At 70.3% G+C, this 19,064-nt stretch carries 18 protein-coding genes and 2 pseudogenes; 7 read left to right on the forward strand and 13 right to left on the reverse strand.

Going from position 1 to position 19,064, the window contains the following annotated elements; genetic code table 11:
• Positions 1-211: 211 nt before the first annotated feature.
• The gene (locus IE318_RS38620; RefSeq protein ID WP_189907582.1) at positions 212-451 is read left to right on the forward strand and encodes a hypothetical protein; all 240 of its coding nucleotides are present in this window, start codon (positions 212-214) and stop codon (positions 449-451) included.
• A gap of 29 nt (positions 452-480) precedes the next feature.
• On the opposite strand, the gene IE318_RS38625 is transcribed toward IE318_RS38620, so the two are convergent.
• The 3 genes and pseudogenes from IE318_RS38625 to IE318_RS38640 form a co-directional block, all read right to left on the reverse strand.
• On the reverse strand, positions 481-828 hold the full coding sequence (locus IE318_RS38625) for a VOC family protein (RefSeq protein ID WP_189907583.1): 348 nt from the start codon (positions 826-828) through the stop codon (positions 481-483).
• 162 nt (positions 829-990) lie between these two features.
• Positions 991-1,675, reverse strand: a pseudogene (locus IE318_RS45640) (IS5 family transposase); the annotation flags it as partial.
• 191 nt (positions 1,676-1,866) lie between these two features.
• Positions 1,867-3,645 (reverse strand): FUSC family protein, encoded by a 1,779-nt coding sequence (locus tag IE318_RS38640; protein WP_189907623.1) that lies wholly within the window; start codon positions 3,643-3,645, stop codon positions 1,867-1,869.
• 1,324 nt (positions 3,646-4,969) lie between these two features.
• Here IE318_RS38640 and mdlC point away from each other — a divergent pair.
• Both mdlC and IE318_RS45645 read left to right on the forward strand, forming a co-directional pair.
• Positions 4,970-6,541, forward strand: a complete 1,572-nt coding sequence (gene mdlC / locus IE318_RS38645) for a benzoylformate decarboxylase (protein WP_189907584.1) — start codon at positions 4,970-4,972, stop codon at positions 6,539-6,541.
• Between the two features lie 289 nt (positions 6,542-6,830).
• A pseudogene (locus tag IE318_RS45645) lies at positions 6,831-7,190 on the forward strand (alpha/beta fold hydrolase); the annotation flags it as partial.
• Positions 7,191-7,310: 120 nt separating this feature from the next.
• On the opposite strand, the gene IE318_RS38650 reads toward IE318_RS45645, so the two are convergent.
• Together IE318_RS38650 and IE318_RS38655 are read right to left on the reverse strand one after the other, a co-directional pair.
• Positions 7,311-8,153 (reverse strand): SDR family NAD(P)-dependent oxidoreductase, encoded by an 843-nt coding sequence (locus IE318_RS38650; protein WP_189907585.1) that lies wholly within the window; start codon positions 8,151-8,153, stop codon positions 7,311-7,313.
• A 48-nt stretch (positions 8,154-8,201) separates the two neighbouring features.
• Entirely contained in the window at positions 8,202-8,558 is a 357-nt protein-coding gene (locus IE318_RS38655; protein WP_189907586.1) for a nuclear transport factor 2 family protein, read from the reverse strand.
• A gap of 104 nt (positions 8,559-8,662) precedes the next feature.
• Here IE318_RS38655 and IE318_RS38660 point away from each other — a divergent pair, with 104 nt between their 5' ends.
• The 4 genes from IE318_RS38660 to IE318_RS38675 all read left to right on the forward strand — a co-directional run bounded on the left by IE318_RS38660 (position 8,663) and on the right by IE318_RS38675 (position 12,018).
• The gene (locus tag IE318_RS38660) at positions 8,663-9,181 is read left to right on the forward strand and encodes a winged helix-turn-helix transcriptional regulator (RefSeq protein WP_189907587.1); all 519 of its coding nucleotides are present in this window, start codon (positions 8,663-8,665) and stop codon (positions 9,179-9,181) included.
• 899 nt (positions 9,182-10,080) lie between these two features.
• Positions 10,081-10,665, forward strand: a complete 585-nt coding sequence (locus IE318_RS38665; RefSeq protein WP_189907588.1) for a winged helix-turn-helix domain-containing protein — start codon at positions 10,081-10,083, stop codon at positions 10,663-10,665.
• Positions 10,666-10,679: 14 nt separating this feature from the next.
• Positions 10,680-10,868: a hypothetical protein gene (locus IE318_RS38670; protein WP_189907589.1), complete on the forward strand. Its 189-nt coding sequence runs from the start codon at positions 10,680-10,682 to the stop codon at positions 10,866-10,868.
• A gap of 298 nt (positions 10,869-11,166) precedes the next feature.
• Positions 11,167-12,018, forward strand: a complete 852-nt coding sequence (locus IE318_RS38675) for a class I SAM-dependent methyltransferase (protein ID WP_373311404.1) — start codon at positions 11,167-11,169, stop codon at positions 12,016-12,018.
• Positions 12,019-12,215: 197 nt separating this feature from the next.
• Here IE318_RS38675 and IE318_RS38680 read toward each other — a convergent pair whose 3' ends face one another.
• The 8 genes from IE318_RS38680 to IE318_RS38715 all read right to left on the reverse strand — a co-directional run bounded on the left by IE318_RS38680 (position 12,216) and on the right by IE318_RS38715 (position 18,831).
• Positions 12,216-12,992, reverse strand: a complete 777-nt coding sequence (locus IE318_RS38680; protein WP_189907590.1) for an IclR family transcriptional regulator — start codon at positions 12,990-12,992, stop codon at positions 12,216-12,218.
• A gap of 379 nt (positions 12,993-13,371) precedes the next feature.
• Positions 13,372-14,340 carry a PDR/VanB family oxidoreductase gene (locus IE318_RS38685; RefSeq protein WP_189907591.1) on the reverse strand — a complete coding sequence of 323 codons (969 nt, stop codon included), beginning with the start codon at positions 14,338-14,340 and terminating at the stop codon, positions 13,372-13,374.
• A gap of 29 nt (positions 14,341-14,369) precedes the next feature.
• Positions 14,370-14,600, reverse strand: a complete 231-nt coding sequence (locus IE318_RS38690) for a hypothetical protein (RefSeq protein ID WP_189907592.1) — start codon at positions 14,598-14,600, stop codon at positions 14,370-14,372.
• Positions 14,597-15,691 carry a Rieske 2Fe-2S domain-containing protein gene (locus IE318_RS38695; RefSeq protein WP_189907593.1) on the reverse strand — a complete coding sequence of 365 codons (1,095 nt, stop codon included), beginning with the start codon at positions 15,689-15,691 and terminating at the stop codon, positions 14,597-14,599. Before IE318_RS38695 ends, IE318_RS38690 begins: the two co-directional genes overlap by 4 nt.
• 246 nt (positions 15,692-15,937) lie before the next feature.
• A complete protein-coding gene (locus IE318_RS38700; RefSeq protein WP_229904041.1) occupies positions 15,938-16,765 on the reverse strand; it encodes an SDR family NAD(P)-dependent oxidoreductase in 828 nt (275 codons plus the stop codon).
• Positions 16,762-17,067, reverse strand: a complete 306-nt coding sequence (locus IE318_RS38705; RefSeq protein WP_189907594.1) for a hypothetical protein — start codon at positions 17,065-17,067, stop codon at positions 16,762-16,764. The genes IE318_RS38700 and IE318_RS38705 overlap by 4 nt, the downstream gene beginning before the upstream one ends.
• A gap of 1 nt (position 17,068) precedes the next feature.
• Entirely contained in the window at positions 17,069-18,190 is a 1,122-nt protein-coding gene (locus IE318_RS38710) for a hypothetical protein (RefSeq protein WP_229904042.1), read from the reverse strand.
• Positions 18,187-18,831, reverse strand: a complete 645-nt coding sequence (locus IE318_RS38715; RefSeq protein ID WP_189907595.1) for a UGSC family (seleno)protein — start codon at positions 18,829-18,831, stop codon at positions 18,187-18,189. Before IE318_RS38715 ends, IE318_RS38710 begins: the two co-directional genes overlap by 4 nt.
• Positions 18,832-19,064 lie beyond the last annotated feature (233 nt).

Consider the following 19,064-nt stretch of genomic DNA (forward strand, 5'->3'; position numbering starts at 1 on the left):
CTGGACCAAGACCGCCGACGAGATCCTCGACAAGGTGGCCGCCTACTGCCGAAGAATCTCTGACTCAGGTCACTAGGTTCTGTCCGGCGGATCCTCGTGCGGCACCATGAGCGACGTGGAGTCGCCGCAGCCGCATGGCCTCATTGCTCCCCTGACATAACCGGAAAAGCCGGCTGACGTTGTCCAGACCGGGGCCACGTGTCTGGCACTGATGCTCGACGGGCTCAACTGGGTCAGCTCCCGGCACTCGCTGGAGCGGCGCGGGGCGGGACGCCATGAGGTGATCACGTTGGAGAAGAGCAAGTGGAACCGGTCGGGACACTTGATCCAGTTCATCGTGGCGAGCCTGACCGTTTTCGATGACGACCTGGCTGCATGGCGTCGGGCCAACCCAGAGCTGACCCTTCGCCGTCCCGAATCCGTCGAGGCGATCGTCTGCGAATGGCTCTGACCTTCGCCGTCCCCGCGGCACGGGAAGCGTCAGCGGTGACTCAGAACGTTGACCACGCGGCCATTGGGGTCACGAACGAAGAACCGTCGTACTCCCCACTCCTCGTCCTGCAGAGGGTGAACGATCTCCGCGCCGCTGTCCCGCACGACCGCGTAAACCGCCTCCACGTCGTCGACTTCGACGCTCATATCGGGGGTGACCGGGGCGGTCTTGTCGCTGGTCATAACGCTGACCTGCGCCGTCGGACTGGACGGCGAGGCAAGCGTCATGATCCAGCCGATATTCATGACTTCCTCGAAGCCCAACAGGCCATAGAACTCCCGGCTCTCCTGCGCAGCCTCTGACTGGATGATGGGCATGACACGGCGAACTGCCATCGACGACTCCGGATGAGAAGAGACACGGATGCTGGACTCTCCAGGGGTACTACGGCCCGCCCGTCGCCACACACACTTTCGCAACACGCCCTATAGGTGGCGTCTTGTCGATCACGTGTCGAGCCAGATGAGTGTGCTGGCCAGGGTGATGGCGGCGAGGTAGCGGCCGGGCTGTTTGTCGACGCGCTCGGGAATGGTTGCCCTGATTCCGCGTCTGCGGAGGTAGGCGCGGAAGGACCGGGCCGAGTAGCCCTTGTCGGCCACGACCCGCTCAGGCCGCACGCGGGGCCGTCCCGGTCCGGGCTGTGTGACACGGATCTTGTCGATGACCGCTTCGGCCTGGGTGCAGTCGTTGCGGGTGCCGGCCGTGACCGTGAAGGACAGCGGCCGGCCCCGCCCGTCACAGGCCAGATGGATCTTCCTGGTCAGCCCGCCGCGGGAGCGTCCCAGCCCGCGCTCGGGGAGCCCCCTTTGGCCGCGGTGTGCTGATGAGCCCTGACGATCGTGGAGTCCAGCGCGACCAGCCAGCCCACCTCAGCCCGTCCCAGAGCGGCGGCCGGCAGCTTGTCGAAGGTGCCGTCGGCCGCCCAGCGCGCGAAGCGTCCCCCGTCTGCCAGGGCCCGAACCGCTCTGGCAGGTCTCTCCACGGCACCCCGGTGCGGAACTTGAACACGATGCCCTCAAGGACCTGGCGGTGATCCCGCCATCTGCCCCGGGCCCGACCCACTGACGGCAGCAACGGCTCGATCACCGCCCAGGCGGCCTCAGTTATCTTCCCATCCCTCACACCCAACCCAACGATGGGATGATCGGAAAGACACCCCCTGGCACTGCAACCTGCCCGCACGTCTCGATCCGCTGCACGGTGGGCCATCCCGCACGGACGCGGCCGTCGTGATCGACTTGATGACCGGGCCGCGTACGACGATCGCCGTATCCTGGCAGAAGCCGACCTGTTCCTCCTCATCATGGACGAGTGCGGTGCAGTCGGTGATGACGAGGCCGGCTGGACGTGGCATGCCCGGGTCGACCGTAGGGTTACACGGCGGCGGGCAGCGGCACCTCGCCCTGTGGAAGCTTCAGCTCGTCCAGGGCGTCCCAGAGTTGTCTGACATGCCGGGGTGCGAGCCGGCCCGTGTCGTCGAGGTGGACGGCGCAGGCTGTGGTGGTGTCGACAAGTCGTTCCAGGGCGTCCGCGACGGCGTCCGTGCCCGCGGTGTGCCGCGCGAGGGCGGGCAGTTCGGCCGCGGCGAGCGCGATGGCGGTACGGGCCTCGGCGAGGGTGCGGTAGGCCTCCCGGCGCAGCGCCCACCGCTCGGCGTGGTCGTCGGACTCACCGAGGACGTGCACCAGATAGGCGTGCGCTGCGCTCCCGGCCGCGGCAAGCCGTGCCCGTACCCCGCCGCCGCGCTCCCTGGGCATGGGCAGATGCCCGACGAGCAGCACGAGCGCGCAGGCCAGCAGGGTCTCGCCGATCCGGCTGACGGAGGCCTGCGGCTCGCCACCGGCCATGACCAGGGCGAGGACGAGGACGGTGACGACGGCGGTCTGCGCGGCGAAGTGCCGGGTGGCGACGGGGACGAGCGCCCCGCAGACCGTGACCAGTGCGATCAGCCCGGCGGGCCGGGGCAGCAGCGCTGCGAGCCCGGCGAACACCAGGGCGCCCAGCACGGTGCCGGCGGCCCGGCACAGTACTCGGGAAGCGAGCGGCCCGAGGTCGGGCTTGACAAGGAAGACAGTGGTGGCGGGCAGCCAGTACCAGTGCTGGTGCTGGCCGTACCAGCGGGTGTGGTGCAGCGCCTGGGCGATGGCGGCGGCGGCCCCGAAGCAGACGGAGACTCGCAGCCCGTACTCGCGGCCGCCGGTGCCGAGCGCGGCGCGCAGGGCGCTCCCGATACCCCGCCGGCGCCCGACCAGCCCTCGGTCGGCACCCTCCCCCCGGTCGAAGGCCTCGGCCGCGTGCAGCAGGGCGTCGTCGAGGGCGCGCAGGGCGGGGGCCGACCGGTGGGGGGCGGGCAGGGGTCCGGGGCTGGTGTTGCCGCGGACGGCGGCGGCAAGCCGCCGGGGCCCTTCCGCGGTCCGCGCCGAGACCGGCTCCCCCGACCAGAACAGGGCTGTGGCGGCCTCGGCGAGGGGTAGTGCGGCCGCGAACTGCGCGTGCAGCCGACGCTCGGCGGCGGAGCCGATGTACCGGCGCAGCCGGGGTCCGGCGAGGGCGTCCTGGGCATGGTCGAGGGCGGCGGTGAGCGCGGCCCGTCGGGCGGTGGCCCGTTCACCGCCCACGGCGTCGAGGAGCGCGGCGATGGCGTCGTACACCTCAGCGACTGCCGCCCGCTCCCCGTCGAAGCGGAAGTCCCCGGCGAGCGAACCGGGCGTGGGCAGGGCGAGCCGCAGCACGAGCAGCCAGCCGGCCCCGGAGAGGAACGCCAGCGCCCGCTGCCAGCCGCTCTCAGCCGCCGGCATCCCGGCGCCGATCGCGGCGCCGACGAGCACTTGCGTTCCCGTGGCGGAGGCGACGGCCCCGACCGCGCTGATGCCACCGGCGACCAGCCCCAGCAGGGTGAGCACCAAGGTCAGCGGTACGGCGGCCAGCCCCTGCCCCGCATACGTGCCCGCGAGCAGCCCGAGCGCCCCGGCGAGCGCGGGCACCCCGAGCCGCTTGACGGAGACCCGACGGCTGCCGGGCCGGTCGTTGATGCCGGCGAGCATCGCGGCGATGGCGGCGAGGACGCCGCGAGCGGTGTGTCCCGTACCGACGCCGGCGAGCAGCAACGGCCCGGCGGCGAGCGCACCTCGGGTCACCGCACTCCAGGGCATGGGACCGCGCTGGACGCGCAGGGCATGGGCGAACCAGAGGGGTGCGGCGAGCCGGGACACGGGGCTGCTCCTGTCGTACGCGGGCGGAATGTGATCTGCCTTCGGACGACGGTGGCCGCGTGGGCTGGGCTTCCACGGTAGGGGGGTTCCCGGTGCGAACGGGGGCGATCACGTTTCAGGTACGTGAAAGCTTCCCGTGGCGACCGGTTTCTTAAGAGCAGCCCAGACCGTCTGACTGCTCCAGTTTCAGCCGGGGCTGTGAGTCAGCGCGTTGTGCCAACGGTCCCGTTCAATCTGAGGCCGCGGTGTCGTTCGCCTGGTGCGAGGCCGTCCGAATGCCGAGTGCGGCGAGTCCGCTGAATACGGCTACAACGGCCGCGATGGGTGGGTCGATGGGTGGGTCTCTGATGCCCGTACGTAACTGTGTAGCCCGGACGGAGCCACTGCCGACGGAGGCACCACTACAGCAACGGAAGCACCAAGATCTTTTTCAACCCAACTACAGGACTGCTCGGTGTCAAGCACCCGAGCAACCAAACCGAACACACCACCGACCGGCCTGCAAGACGAGGGTCATCTGACGTGGCACGCCATTCGCCGCACGCAGTAGCAGCCTAGTTGCCGCCCCGCCAGCAGACAGGCGCATCACCTACCTTCGTCACTCTCCTCTGGAGCCTGGTAACCAATGTCCACGCAGCGGTGCCCAGGGTGCCTCTCCCGAAGAGGCCGCCACTCCCGGAATACAGGCCGATCCACCGGGATCACCGTCGCCCGCCACCGGAAGAAGTGACACCTCATGCCGCCCACCCCCGTCGCCAGCATGTACCTCAACGCCATGAGGGTCGCCCGTCTGCGCCCCGCGTTCTTGATCCTTGGCGGGATGGCCACCGACCTATTCGCTCCCGAGCCATACATGGGTCTGCCCTTGCTGGCCGCTGCGCCCCTTGTGGTGGGCGTCGTCCTACATACCCGCGCGGGTATCGGCGTCGCTGCCGCGGCCTGTGTGGCCAGTGTTGCCATTCGCGGTGGACCGACGGTGAGCGCCAGGACGACCTGGTCGTGTTGGCGCTATCGCGTACGCCGACAATCCGACAGGAGGCAGACCTTGCGATCCGAACGCAATCCATCCTCGGCAAGGTGATGAGCGGACAGATCGGATGGCGCTGAGCACGCCGCCCGGCGCATGCCGGTGCGGGTCTGCTGGCCGTTGGGACAGCGAACACACCCCTCCCATGGGCAGCAATGCTCAGATTGGTCCTCAATAATGCGGAGGGCAAGGACGGGGTCGTAGCGATATGACCACTCTGTGTGAGGGATGATTGCTGTGGCCAGTGTCAGTGATGCCTTCTACCGGGTGCTTCGCCGTCACGGGGTGACGGCCGTCTTCGGGAACCCGGGCTCCAACGAGCTGTCGTTCCTGACCGGCCTCCCGGATGACATTCCGTACTACCTCGTCCTCCAGGAGGGCGCCGCGATCGCGATCGCCGACGGCTACGCGCAGGCCTCGGGCACGATCGGCTTCCTGAACCTGCACGCGGCCTCCGGCACCGGCAATTCGATGGGATGCATGACCAACACCGCAGACTGCCACACACCGATGGTCATCATGGCCGGGCAGCAGGCACGCCGGTACGTGCCGGTCGGGGCGATGCTCACCAACGTCGACCCGGTAAAGCTCGGCGACCCGTTGGTGAAGTGGTCGGGCGAGCCGCTGCGGCCGCAGGACGGCCCGGCACTGCTGTCCAAGGGGCTCATGCTTGCAAACTCAGCACCTCGTGGCGTGGTGTACCTGTCTGTCCCCCTGGACGACTGGACGCAGCCGGCCGAGGACGGCGCCCTCGAACTGCTCGCCGAGCGGGAGGTCATCGGGGACCCGGTGCTATCGCAGAAGGCGCTGGACTCCCTGGTCGAGGCGCTGAGCGGCGCTTCGGCGCCGGCTCTCGTACTGGGCCCCGGCGCCGACACCGAGGAAGGGTTCCCCGCCGCCGTCGCGCTGGCCGAGCGCGCCCGGCTGCCCGTTTGGATCGCGCCCAGCCCGCCTCGCTCGCCGTTCCCGACCCGGCACCGCTGCTACCAGGGGCAACTCCCCTCAGCAGCGGGCGCGGTCGCGGACATCCTGGGGCAGTACGACACGGTGGTCTGCTTCGGAGCGCCCGTCTTCCGGTACCACGCACCGAGCGACGACGATTTCCTGGGGCCCGGCGTTAGCGTGCACGCGGTCACCGACGACCCCGACGAGGCGGCCCGAGCACCGTTTGGGCGCATTGCGATCGGCGACCCGTCGGACGCCCTCGTACGGGTGGCCGCGGCGGTGGCCGAGAGCGGCCGTGCCTGGCCGCCGGCCCGCACGTTGCCCGAAGCCGATACCAGCGGCCCACACTTCACTGCCGAGGCCATCCTCGACGCGATCGACCGCGGCAAGACCGACGACACCGTCATCGCCCTGGAATGGACCTCCTCCGACGAACTGCGCGACCGCCTCACCATCACCCGGGCCAAGTCGCTGTTCTACTGTGCCGCCGGAGGCCTGGGGTGGGGGCTGGCTGCAGCCATCGGACTGCGGCTCGGCCGCCCCGATCGCCCCGTAGTTGCGCTGATCGGCGACGGCGCCATGCAGTACACCCCCGCGGCACTTTGGACCGCGGCCCGCCACCAGGTAGCCGTGACCTACGTCGTCTGCACCAACACCAAGTACCGGGCCTTGGAGGAGTTCTCCGAGCTACTGCACGTCCCCAAGGGTGAGTACCTCGACATCTCGGGGCTCAACGTGCTGGACATCGCCCGTGGCTACGGCCTGGAGACGCACCGAGCCGAGTCCTTGGACGATCTCACCGACTACATCCGGCAGGGGGCGACCGCGAACGGCCCCCGCATGGTGGAGATCCTCCAGCGTTGACCCTGATGTGAAGAGGTCGCCGGCTGCCGACACGACCCGCATCCGCTGTCGCCGGGATGGTGCAGCAGGCGAACCTGGCGCCTTGCGGCGATCCCGACGAGGGCAGTCATCCACAGCGCGTGCAGTCCGGCGGGGCGCGGGTGGCAGAACAACCGAGGGAAGAGCACCGGATGGCCGGCCGCGCGAACGAGCGACCCGGCGGCATCGGCCACGTCGTGTCAGCCTCCTCAAGAAATGTGACGATGGCGAACGCCCGTGACGGTGGTGGGACCCCGTCGAACATGGCCGAGTGCCACCCGGCGAGAACCACACTGTCTTCTCCCACGGGTGGCCGCTGACCGCGGACGCCTGGGACCCTCAGATGATGTGGACGGCCGACTACGGGTTCCGGGTCGTGGCCGACGACCGTCATGGCGGGGGGGCGTTCGGGTCAGCCCTAGGAGGGAAACAACCTCGACACCTACGCCGACGATCTGGCTGCCGTCATCGAGGAGCTCGACCTGCGCAGTGTGGTCCTCGTCGGACACACCACCGGAGGCCGGGGTTGCGGTACATGGGCCGGCACGGGACGGGACGGGTCGCCAAGGCTGTGCTGGTGGGAGCCATTGCTCCGTTGATGTTGAAGACGGCGAAGGGGCGCCCCACGGGCTCGCGATGGTGCCCAAGTTCGCCGAGCGGTTCAACGCCGACCTGCTGGACTTCGTGCGTAGCTGAGGCGCTCGAAGGTAGCCCCGCCGCCGGAAGCAAGGCGGGGCTTCTTCGGCCTTCTTCAGCGGTCCTGCGGAAAGTCCGCGCTGCGCGAGGCAGCCTCGAAGGCGCGCAGTTCTGCGGCCATGTCTGTCAACTGCCCCTGAACGGCCTCGTAGCCGTCAGCGCCGAGGACGATACGGCGGGGCGGGGTGGCGCTGTTCATGGCGTCCAGTACAGCGCGTACTCCGCGGTGGGGGTCTCCGGGCTGCTGGCCGTCCTGTTCGATCATGGTGGAGCGGACGGACTGAATCAATGGCAGGTAGGCATCGACCGTCTCGTTCACGGCTTCGTCGGCGAACGACGCATAGGCGTGTGTTCGAAAAGCGCCCGGCTCCACGGCCAGGACCTTGATGCCGAACGGGGCGACTTCGTGGCGCAGCGCGTCGCTGAGACCTTCGATGGCGTACTTGGCGGCGCTGTAGTAGCCGAATCCAGGCACGCTGCGCAGGCCGGCGACGGAGGACATGTTGATGATCCATCCGTTGCCGCGCTTTCGCATGCCCGGCAGGACGGCGCGGAGCGTCTGCGTGACGGAGAAGAAGTTCAGCTCGAAAGATGCCCTGACGTCGCTGTCGGGCGTGCCTTCGACGGAGCCGTACCATCCCCGGCCGGCGTTGTTGACCAAGACATCGATACCACCGAACCGTTCCTCGGCGGCCCCGACGGCCTCGTGGACCTGCTGCGCGTCAGTGACGTCGAGTGGGTGGACGAGCACCCGGTCGCCGTGGCGAGCGGCCCAGTCGTCGAGCAGGTGGGGGCGGCGGGCGGTGAGGACGACGTTGTCCCCCAGTTCCAGGGCAGATTCGGCGTAGGCCATGCCGAATCCGCCGGGGGTGCCGCCGGTGATGAACCAGGTCCTCATGATGTTGGTGCTCCTGTCAGGGGTGAGTGGGCAAGGGGGCAGCGGCGGTCAGGGGGCGATGCTGAGATCGTTGATCAGTCCGTGGGCCAGGGTGAAGCGGAATCGCAGGTCGACCTTCCCGCCGGGGAAGTTCCCTTCCAGCCGCTGGTGGACGGTGTACCGGTCGGCTGCGTCACGTTCGACACCAGTGAGCGTGGTCGTGTACGAGTACTCGGTGTCGGTCTGTCCGAGCCATCGCGTGATGGCCTCACGTCCCTCGTAGGTCTGCCCATCGTCCGTAACCGTGGCGTGCGGCGCGAAGGCCGTCGCGGCAGCGGAGGCATCCTTGGCTGCACGGCCCGCCAGGTAGCGGGTGATCGCCTCGGGCAGGTCGGCGGGGTCGATCGATGTCGGGTTCTGAGTCATGAGCTCTTCCTCTGTGCGGTCCACGTATCACGGATGCGGGACCTGCTTACTGCTAGAATAGAAGCTAGTGACTTCGACATTAGCAGTAAGTTTCTGGAGGTGGCATGCCGAGCCGCATACGGCTGGAGGACCGCGAGTGTCCGCTGTCGACGACGGCGCAGCACGTCGGCGAGTGGTGGACTCTATTGATCTTGCATGACGCCTTCGACGGCTATACGCGGTTCGACCAGTTCCAGCAGAACCTGAACATCTCCACCAGCATGCTCACCGCGCGGCTGAAGACGCTGGTCGCGGACGACCTGCTGGAACGACGGCTGTACCAGGACAAGCCAGCCCGTTATGAGTACGTTCTCACCGAGCGAGGCCGGTCCTTGCGGCCAGTGATCGTGGCTCTCGCCGCCTGGGGAAACCGACACCTGGCGCCGCAGGAGCGATCGATGATCCTGGTCGACGCCGCCAGCGGCGAGGAGGTCGAGCCGGTCCTGGTCGACGCCCGTACAGGAAGACCCCTCGACGACAGCGAGGCCTTCGTCTTCGCCGCCGGCCCGGCCGCCAGCACCGCCATGCGCTCGCGGTACACCGAACTTCACAGACAACGGCTAGGTAGGGCCGACACGCAGTAGGCGTGCCATCCATTCGCCGTCGCCACGTGCTGCGCCCTGCCTTCGCGTGGAGGAACTCAGACGACCATGATCGTTCCCGCTGATAGTCGCGGTGCCGACCCAAGGTCGGATGGGGACACTTGACGAGTTCAGTCAAGTCACCAGCCCGAAGCTGATCGCACCGCTCCAGACGCCTCGAGGCATGACAGAACCTTCCGCCTCCCCCAGTAGCCCCGAGCACCACCAGCCTAATCCCCGGGTAAGGAAGGTCTGGGCCAGTCAGGAGGAGCCCGGGCCGTTCGAACAGCAGGGCCGTCATACCTTCGTCCATCCAGGCCCGCGGTGGCCTTCCCGTAGATCGGCGGGCGGTCCTGGGTTTGGTGGTGGCGGTCGGGCGGGTGCCGAGGGTGACGCCTTGTCGTATACCGGCCGTGGTTACGGCCTCTCACGAGATCGAGCGCGTCTCGGCACCTCTTCGAACCCCCACCACCCACATGCCGATGGCAGCCACGTGGACGCCGGGCGGACGCCTTACCTACCAGCTGGCGAAGACGCCTATTCCCTGCGGCGCCGCCTGCGGCTGGCCTTGCCAGCGAGGGCGGCGTCGGGGCGTCCCGGCTTCGACGACGGCCCTTCTGCGCGCGCTCGGTGGGGTGCGGCGGCCGGCCGGGCGGATGTCTCGTTGACCGCGGCCACAGCCGCGGTGAAACCCATGGGAGGGGCGAGGGCTTTGACGAGTCGGCCGGAGGCCCATTTCTCCGCCGCCGCCAGATCAAGCAGAGCCACCTGCAGTGTCAGCAGCGTGGCGAGCGCGCCACCCTGTCCGTGCAAGCGATGCCACCAAATGAAGCGCAGCCGCTCCGAAGTCAGATGCAAAGAATCCGTTGCAACCATTCCTTTGCATCGCTATCTTTGTAACCATGAACGAGCCTCAGGCGCCACACATCCGCAATCTCGATGCCCGATCTCTGCGCGGGCTCGCACACCCACTGCGCATGCAGCTGCTGGACGCGCTGCGCTTCGGCGGTCCGGCCACCGCGTCTCAACTCGCCGAAAAGCTGGGTGAGTCAAGCGGTGCGACCAGCTACCACCTGCGGCAGCTCGCCCTTCACGGCTTCATCGAGGACGCCCCGGAGCGCGGCAAGGGCCGGGAACGGTGGTGGAAGGCGGTCCACAAGGGCCTGCGCTTCGACGACGCACTGCTCACGGACGCCAACCCCGATGTGCGCGGGGCTGCCGACATGTACCTCCACGAGATCGCGACCACCCAGACCCGGGACCTGTCGACCTGGCTCGGCAACCGCCAGGCATGGCCGGAGGAGTGGAACCGCGCCTGGGACATGAGCAGCGCGACACTGCGGCTGACCCCCGAACTGACCCGCGAACTCGCCGAGAAGATGCACGCGCTCGTCGACACCTTCCGCGAGCGGGCCGCCGACGAGGACGACGCCAACACCGCCCAAGTACGCATCCACACACATGCATTCCCCCTCACCGCGGAATGAAAGGCCACAGCCCGATGCGCCCCGAGATCCACCTCACCCTGCACCATGTCCGCGCCGCCGAACTCCGTACCGAAGCCGAGGCGTACCGTCTCGCCGCAGTGGCCCGGAGCCACCGGGACCTGCGTACTCGTCTCGGCTGGACCCTCGTGGAAGTCGGCCTGCGGCTGGCCACCGCCCCCAAGGCGGCAGCCGCCGTTCCCTAGCGCCATTCGCCACCGCCGTCTCCGTGGGTCCGGCGACAGTGCCCGGCCCCCGGGACGGCTGCAGGTCAATGGTGGCCACTAGGTCCCGGCAGCGGTCCGGCCACAGGCGAGCCCTGGGCTGGAACGTCAACGACGCCTGTCGCACGGGCCGGCCTCCGCACCCCGCGCACGGCCCTCGGCCTCCCACCCTCGAGCCGCTGCTTCCCAAGGGCGGTCAGCGCGCGCATGACGGGCTGGCCTCGCATAACGCTGGCTCCCCTCATCAGGCCCCTTGGAATCGATCATCTAGGCTGGCGCGGTGACTGATGAGCAGGAGCGGGTGCAGCCGTCGGGAGTGTGGGCCACGGCGGTTGGGGTGGCCAGGGTGCGGGCGCTGGAGACCGAGCGGGAGAACGCGCTGTTCCACGACCCACTGGCACAGGCCCTCGCCACCGCCGGCGGCCTGTGGCCCTCCTCGCCGCCACTGCCCGATGACGAGGCCGCGCGACGCCGAAGGCTGGCCGTGTCGTTCTCCATCGTCATCAGGACCAAGTTCCTCGACGACCTGTTGCAGCAGGCCTCCGCGTCCGGTGTCCGGCAGGTCGTGCTGCTCGGCGCCGGCATGGACAGCCGGGCCTTCCGGATGGACTGGCCCGAGGGCACCCGGCTGTTCGAGGTCGACACCGCCGCGCCACTGGACTTCAAGGCTTCGGTGCTGCGCCAGGAGCGGGCCGTCGCACGCTGCGAGCGGATCACCGTCGCGGTGGATCTACGTGAGGACTGGCCAGGCGCGCTGGCCGCCGCAGGGCACGACCCGGCGCTGCCGACCGTGTGGATCGCCGAAGGACTGCTGATCTATCTGCCCGAGGACGCGGTGGAGCTGCTGCTGGCCCGGATCAGCGCGCAGTCGGCGGCAGGCAGTCGGATGGGGCTGACGTTGGGCTCGCGCGGTGTGATCGAGCGCTTCGGCGCGGACGCCGTGCCGGGATCGGCGGCGTCCATGTGGGTCTCGGAGATGCCCGACGACCCGGTGGGCTGGCTGGCCGGGCACGGCTGGGAGGCCAGCTGCCACACTCTGCGCGAACGCGCTGCCGCCTACGGCCGCCCGATCAGCACCCCGCCGCAGCGCGAGGAGCGGCCCGGCGGACTGATCTCGGCGGTCCGCCGGTAGAGCGCCTCCCGGTTCCCTGGATGATCGATTCCAAGGGGGCCCGATGAGTGGAGCCAGGTTCATGCGCGGCCGGCCAGTCATGCGCGCACTGACCGCCCATGACCGCTAAGGTCCGCCCGAAAACCGCCTGGCTGGACCTCCGTATCCGCTCCGCCACCTGACCCGTGTCCGTCCGCCAGGCGGCCCGATCGTGTCCGTCAGGCGACCGAGGACCTGAGCCGTGCCCCGAGGGACCGTGAGATCCCGCGCGCGGCGACCTGCACCAGCGGGGCGAGGGCGTGCGGGTTCACGGCGTCGGCGTGGGCGACGACCGAGACGGCCGAGACGACGGTGTTGTCCGGCCCGTAGACCGGGGCGGCGACGGACATGGCGTCCATCGTCACCTGCCGGTCGCTGATGGCGACCCCGGTGCGGCGCACTTCGGCGAGGGCGCGGCGGACCTCGTCCGGGGTGCACAGGGTCTTCTCCGTGTGCCGGACGAGCGGCCGTGAGAGCACCCGTTCCTGGATCTCCCGGGGTGCATGGGCGAGGAGGACGAGGCCGACGCCGGTGGGCGTGAGGTCGAACCGCCCGCCGACGCGGGTGAGGACCCGGACCGCGTCACGGCCGGCGAGGCGCTCCACGTAGACGACGGACAGCTCTTCGCGGACGGCGAGCTGCACGTTCTCGCGGGTGATGTGCCCGAGGTCGGAGAGGTAGGGCAGGGCGGCCTCGCGCAGGCCGAGGCCGCGCGGGGCGAGGGAGGCGATCTCCCACAACCGCAGCCCGATGCGATAGAGGCCGTCCGGCTCACGTTCGAGCGCGCCCCAGCCGGCCAGTTCCTTCACCAGCCGGTGGGTGGTAGTGAGGGGCAGGCCGGTGTGGCGGGAGATTTCGGCGAGCCGCAGGACGGGCCGGTCCGGAGTGAAGGCTTCCAGCACCTGCAGAGCCCTGGCCGTCACCGAGCAGCTGTCGGTCGGGGCTCGGCGCTGCATGCGGACCTCCTCGTCCGGGTGCCCGCCGCTCCACAGCGGACTGGGGTATGTCACCGACAAGCTAGGCAGAACCGTAACGGCCGTCAATGCTCTGGCGAGTATTCGGGGCGACGGGATGCTGGTCGAATGACGAGCGGTCCGGCAGGAACGGCATGCCCCGGCGACCACGAGCGAGGCCGTCCCCCGGGGCATGGGCCGCTGTCGCGGGCTCTCGCGAGCGGCTCTCACCCTTCCCTCGGCCTCCTCAGGGGTCGGGTGGGGGGCGGCTGCTCGTAACCGGCGTGTCCGGGCTACATCGGCGGTGGGGCCGCACGCAGGACACACCGGCCCGTCACGCGGCCGTCGAGAATCCGGGCCGAGCCCCGGGCGACGCCGGCCGTCAAAGATCCAGGACGAGCCTCGGGCACGCGGCCCGGGAGACGCAGATCATCATCGTTTCGTGCGCATCCTGTTCGGCGGGGGTGAGCAGGGAGTCGCGGTGGTCGACCGTGCCCTCCAGCACGGCCGTCTCGCAGGTGCCGCACGTGCCCTCCTGGCAGGAGAAAAGGACCTGCACCCCGGCCTCCTCGACCGCCTGCAGCACGGACTTGTCCGGCGGGACGGTCACCGTGATGCCGGTCTGCGCCAGCTCGACCTCGAACGCCCCGTCCCGTACGGGCGCCTGAAGCTCCTTCGGCGCGAACCGCTCGACGTGGAGGGTGCCGGGCGGCCAGTCGGCGCAGCGCTCCTCGACGGCCTTGAGGAGTGGTTCCGGGCCGCAGCAGTAGACGAGTGTGCCGGGCCGCGGGGTCCCCAGGAGCGTGTCGAGGTCGAGGAGCCCGTACGCGTCCTCAGGTCGAACCCGCACTCGGTCCCCGTACCGCGTGACGAGTGCCTCCCGGAAGGCCATCGACGAAAGCGTCCGCCCTCCGTAGGCCAACTCCCATGCGGATCCCTCCCGTTCTGCCTGCTCCAGCATCGGGATGATCGGGGTGATGCCGATGCCGCCGGCGATGAAGAGGTACCGCTCGGCGCGCTCCAGGGGGAAGTGGTTGCGCGGGCCGCGCACCCGGACCGGGTCCCCCTCGGCCAGTTTGTCGTGCACCTGGAGGGATCCGCCGCGCCCCTCGTCCTCCCGCAGGACGGCGACGCGCCATACGTGGGTGGCGTCCGGCGACGAGCACAGCGAGTACTGCCGTACGAGATCCGGGGCGAGCACCAGGTCGATGTGCGCGCCGGGCGTCCAGGCGGGCAGCGGGGCGTGGTCGGCCCGGCGCAGGTCGAGGGAGACCACACCGTCGGCTTCGTCGGTGCGGCGGGCCACGACGAGGTCGAGCTCGGCCTCGGGTGCGGTGGTGCTTGTGGTCATCAGAGGTCCTTGAGTACGCCAGTGCGCGGTCAGACGCCGACGAGTCGGTGGGGGCGGGGCGCGGGGCCCGGGGCGGGGGCGGTCCCCCGGCCCGGGTGCTCGTCGGGATGGGCGAGCAACCACGCCCACAGCTCCACCGGGTCCTCGGACTCCCGGGACTCGCCGCACCAGCACCAGCCGCGCAGCCGGTCCGTGCCGGGGACCCAAACGATCCGGTAGACCGTGTCTCCGTCGAGCATCGTCGTGGGCTGCGGACTCATCGGACGGCCGCCGCGGATTCCGCTGCCGTGGGTTCGGCCGCCGTGGATGCGGCCGTGCCGGCCTCGACCATCCGCTTGAGGATGCGGCGGGCGGCCAGGCCACCGGTGTCGATGTTGATGCTGAGTTCCTGCGTCCCGGCCGGCTCGGAGGCGATGACCTGCTCCAGCTTGTCCAGGGCGACGACGTCCTGGAGGACGACGGTGCGGTTGTTCTCGTGCAGGAAGTGGGAGACCTCCTGGTCGTCCAGGGCGAAGTCGCGGGCCACGGCCCAGAAGTCGTGGGTGCTGTGCTCGGTTTCGGGGGTGATGGCGTAGACGACCTCGACGTGGAAGGCGTCCGGGTCGCTGCCGTCCTCGCGCGGGCCGGGTGCGCCGACGGGGGCGATGCGCGAGTGCAACAGGTACAGGCAGGGGGCGTGGTACTCGATGTCCTGCCAGCGCGTGATGCGGCCGGTGATGCCGGTGGACCTGGCGTAGAACGGCGGGCAGGCCGCGTCGTCCATGTGGCGGCTGACGTACACGACGCCCGCCTTCTCGTCGACCTCGGTGGTGATGGGGGTCTCGGCGACCTCGGGGGTGCCGATGTAGCCGCCGTGCAGGTACGTCTCGTGGGACAGGTCGAGCAGGTTGTCGACGAGGAGGCCGTAGCGGGCGGCCAGCGGTTCCATGCCGCTGACGGTGGTGTAGTCGGGTGAGTCCAGCCAGGGGGCGCGGGGGATCAAGGCCTCGTCGGCCTTGTCCTTGTCGCCGATCCACACCCACACGAAGGAGTCCTGCTCCTTGACGGGGTAGGAGGCGAGCCGGGCGGTGCGGGGCACGCGCTTCTGGCCGGGCACGCTCACGCACACGCCGTCGGCACCGTAGGTGAAGCCGTGGTAGCCGCAGACGACCGTGTCACCGTCCAGCCGGCTCGGCTTCTCGGAGAGCGGGAAACGGCGGTGTACGCAGCGGTCCGCCATGGCGGTGACCTCGCCCGCCTCGGTACGCCAGAAAAGGATCGACTCGCCGCAGACGGTGCGGGTGAACAGCTCCCGCCCGATCTCGCTGCCGTAGGCGGCCACGTACCACTGGTTGCGCGCGAATGACGTCATCGTCATCTCCTTTGCGTGCGGGCGGACCCGACGCATCGACGGATTGCGGACCGGGGACCCGGGGTTGTGGGTTTCGGGTTGCTTGTTTCGTTGTGGGTTTCGGATTGCGGACCGGAGGCTTGCGGGCTTCGGACGCCGGTTGCCCCGAGGGGCCGGAGTGGAACGCCGGCGGTTTCCAGAGTGCTGCGGACACGGGCCTGCGAACAGGGCGCCTTCCGCTGAACGGAAGGCCGAGGCAGGTGCCGTTCAGCGGGGCGGGCGGCCCATGCCGCCGCCCTCGACGGTGAGGATGTGCCCGGAGATCCAGCGCGCCTTGTCGCCGGCCAGGAACAGGGCCGCGTACGCCGGGTCCCAGGGCGTCCCCTCCGTGCCGAGGACGATGGCGCGGCGGCGGGCGTCCCGGGCGTCGGCCGGGATGTTGCGGGCCGCCATCGATGACCAGATCGCCCCGATCTGTACGCAGTTGACGCGGATGCCGCGCGGTCCCAGCGTGCTCGCCGCGCCCTTGGTGAGGTTCTCCAGGCCGGCCTTGGCCACGCTGTAGACCATGCCGGGGCCGGGCCTGTGGGCACCCACGGAGGAGATGTTGACGATCGCGGACCCCTCCCCCATCACCGGCTCCGCGTGCCGGGTCATCAGCCAGGCGCTCTTGAGGTTGACGTCCATGAGGCGGTCCCAGTCGTCCGTGCCGACCTCGAAGAGACCGGACCGTTCGCCGGAGGCCACATTGTTGACCAGGACGTCCAGGCGTCCGCCGAAGCGCTGCGCGCATACGGTGACGGCGCGCCGGCAGTCCTCGTCGCGCGTGGCGTCGGCGTCGACGCGGAAGGCCTGGCCGCCGTCCTTCAGGATCGCCTCGACGGTGCGGTCGGCGGCTTCCGGGTCGCGGTCCAGGACGGCGACGGCGGCTCCGTGCCGGGCGAAGACCCGGGCGATCGCATGGCCGACGCCGCCCTCGGGTCCGGTGAGTCCGGCCCCGGTGACAAGGGCGCCGCGGCCGCGCAGCCACTGGCCGTCGGCGGCGGGGTCCGCGGCGGCGATCGGGTCGTCCGGGGCGTCGAAGTCGGCGGTCACTTGGCGGTCTCCTCACGGGTTACGCGGGTCGCGTCCGGGCCGAGGGCGTCGCTCGGGCCGAGCGGATCGTACGAGCCGAGGCTGTCATTCGGATACGTCACGTCGATGGACTCCGCGGGGATGCCGAGGGCCCGCCGCAGGATCTGCCGCAGGACGTCCTTGGGGACGAGGCAGTCGCCGCAGGTCCCGGGGTCGGCGGTGACGGTGATGTGCAGCCGGTCGCCGTCCTCGCGGGCGTCGAGATGGAAGCCGTCGGCCTCCAGGGTGCGGCGGACTTGCGCCAGCGCGTCGGTGTCGAGCACGTCAGGCCTCCTGGAGGGGGTTCGGGTCCGGTTCGCTGCGGACAATGGGGACGGCAGTGCCCGACCAGGCGCCGAAGATCCGGCCGACCATGGACATCGCGGCCCCGTGGGAGCCCGCCACGAGGACGGGGATCGACTCGGGCGAGGGCAGGAACCGTACGAACTCCTCGCCGCCGGGGGCGTCGGGGGCGGTTCCGGTGGCGTACCGCACGCCGTTGTCCTCGCCGACCCCGTCCTTGCCGGCGCGGCGCAGGTCGGCGACGGTGCGGCCGGCGTGCTCGTACAGCCACTGCTGCACGTCGCGGCGGTCGTACCCGGCGTCCGCGAGCATGCGGGCGTGGTCGGGGCCGAGGACGAGGGCGCAGGCGGTGTGCCGGAAGATGATCGAGCCGGTGGCGGACATGGCGTCGGCGAGGTCCCACAGGACCTGTTCGGGGTCGGCGGTGTGCCGGTTGTCGACATAGGCGCAGGTGCGCAGGAGGGTGGCGGTGGCGGCGTCGGGGGTGCCGGCGCCGAGGCCGGTGCTCGCGGCGAGCGGCTCCCAGGGGCTGTCCTCCTCGTTCTCACCGATGCACAGCGTCCAGCGGCCCGGGACGCCCTGGGTGGACTGCTCGAGTCCGTGGGGGCGCAGCCCGAAGGCGTTGCGGACAATGAGGCCGAGGGCGCGGGCGACGGTGGCGTTGGCGCGGAAACCGGGGCCGAGGGCGCCGCCGGTGGAGTTGAAGCCGAGCTCCTTGCGGATGGGGCCGTTGACGACGATCAGCGGGGAGGGCCCGGAGGTGGACTGCCAGGCTCCGCCGCGCGCGGCCCGCTCGAGCATGAGCGCGTCCCAGGCGGCGAGGACGACCGGGAAGTGGGCTGGTGCGCAGCCGGCCATGGCCGCGTTGACGGCGGCGAGTTCGACGGTGCAGGACCGGCCGAGGTGCTCCATGCGGCCGATGACCTCGGCCGGGTCGCGGGGCGTCGTGGCGAGGAAGCGGTCGACGAGGGCGGGGGTGACGGGGACGAGCGGCAGCCCGTCGGACCACTCGCGCCCGTAGCCGTACTCGACGGCCTGTTGGGCGTGGTCGGCGTCGAAGGGGACCTCGATGCGGGGGGTGTGGGGGGTGCCGGGAGTGTTCACCGGGCGCCTCCGGTCACAGCGGTGTGAGCGGCGGTGGATGTGGTGCCGTCGCAGGCGCCCGGTCCGATGGCCCCCTGAGCGGCGGTCGCCGCGCCGGGGGCGGCGCAGGTCAGCCGGGCCACGATCGCCGGCAGGAGCTGCCGGGCGCGCTCCCGCACCTGGCCGGGGGTGAGGGAGGCCACGGGATGAGAGGTGGTCAGGTACGGGAAGTCGCCGTCCCCGGTGAGTTCGGCCATGGCGTCCGCGCTCGCGGTGAACGCGTCGGAGCAGATGACGGCAGTCGGCACCCCGTGGCGTTCGAGGAGGATGCCGTCGGCGACGGCGGAACCGCTGCACGAACCGCAGTCGCCGACGCCCGTGATCACGGCGTCGCAGCCGTCGGCGAGCTCGTGGAGGAGGCCGTCGGGCACAGGCACGGCGAAGTTCCGCTTGGTGTACGGCACAAGGGCGGCGACGTGGTGCTCGGCGGTCAGCAGGGCGCCGAGTTCCTGGAGCAGCAGGGCCGCGTTGTGCTTGGTGTTCTCCAGCAGTCCGATGCGGGCTCCGCGCAGCCGGACGGCCGTCGAACGCGGGGCGGGCCGGCCGTCGTCGGGCGCGGCGGGGGAACTGCCTCCGGTGGGGTCAAGGATGGTGCTCGGCACCAGTACCTCCCTGGTCGGGGCGGGACGCTCGCCGGATCAGCTTCTCATCGATATACGGCACTTGCTGTGACGAGCGTGCATCAATTCACCGACAATTGATCGGCGGCGTCAAGGGGTGTGCGGCAGCCTTCGGGGCCTTCGGCCGACCGGCCGTGCCCCATGCAGACAGGCCGCCCGTGCGGCGTGCGGGCACGCCGGCGGCCCGCCCGGCACACGGCACGGTCGGGTCGGGC

Origin of the sequence: Streptomyces spiralis (assembly GCF_014654675.1) — a bacterium.
GTDB classification, from domain to species: Bacteria; Actinomycetota; Actinomycetes; order Streptomycetales; family Streptomycetaceae; genus Streptomyces; species Streptomyces spiralis.

Bases quoted from the DNA above. Each gene is read 5' to 3' on its own strand.
- IE318_RS38620 (WP_189907582.1), top strand. From the start codon at position 212: ATGCTCGACGGGCTCAACTGGGTCAGCTCCCGGCACTCGCTGGAGCGG.
- IE318_RS38625 (WP_189907583.1), bottom strand. From the start codon at position 828: ATGGCAGTTCGCCGTGTCATGCCCATCATCCAGTCAGAGGCTGCGCAG.
- IE318_RS38640 (WP_189907623.1), bottom strand. From the start codon at position 3,645: ATGCCCTGGAGTGCGGTGACCCGAGGTGCGCTCGCCGCCGGGCCGTTG.
- IE318_RS38650 (WP_189907585.1), bottom strand. From the start codon at position 8,153: ATGAGGACCTGGTTCATCACCGGCGGCACCCCCGGCGGATTCGGCATG.
- IE318_RS38655 (WP_189907586.1), bottom strand. From the start codon at position 8,558: ATGACTCAGAACCCGACATCGATCGACCCCGCCGACCTGCCCGAGGCG.
- IE318_RS38660 (WP_189907587.1), top strand. From the start codon at position 8,663: ATGCCGAGCCGCATACGGCTGGAGGACCGCGAGTGTCCGCTGTCGACG.
- IE318_RS38665 (WP_189907588.1), top strand. From the start codon at position 10,081: ATGAACGAGCCTCAGGCGCCACACATCCGCAATCTCGATGCCCGATCT.
- IE318_RS38670 (WP_189907589.1), top strand. From the start codon at position 10,680: ATGCGCCCCGAGATCCACCTCACCCTGCACCATGTCCGCGCCGCCGAA.
- IE318_RS38680 (WP_189907590.1), bottom strand. From the start codon at position 12,992: ATGCAGCGCCGAGCCCCGACCGACAGCTGCTCGGTGACGGCCAGGGCT.
- IE318_RS38685 (WP_189907591.1), bottom strand. From the start codon at position 14,340: ATGACCACAAGCACCACCGCACCCGAGGCCGAGCTCGACCTCGTCGTG.
- IE318_RS38690 (WP_189907592.1), bottom strand. From the start codon at position 14,600: ATGAGTCCGCAGCCCACGACGATGCTCGACGGAGACACGGTCTACCGG.
- IE318_RS38695 (WP_189907593.1), bottom strand. From the start codon at position 15,691: ATGACGTCATTCGCGCGCAACCAGTGGTACGTGGCCGCCTACGGCAGC.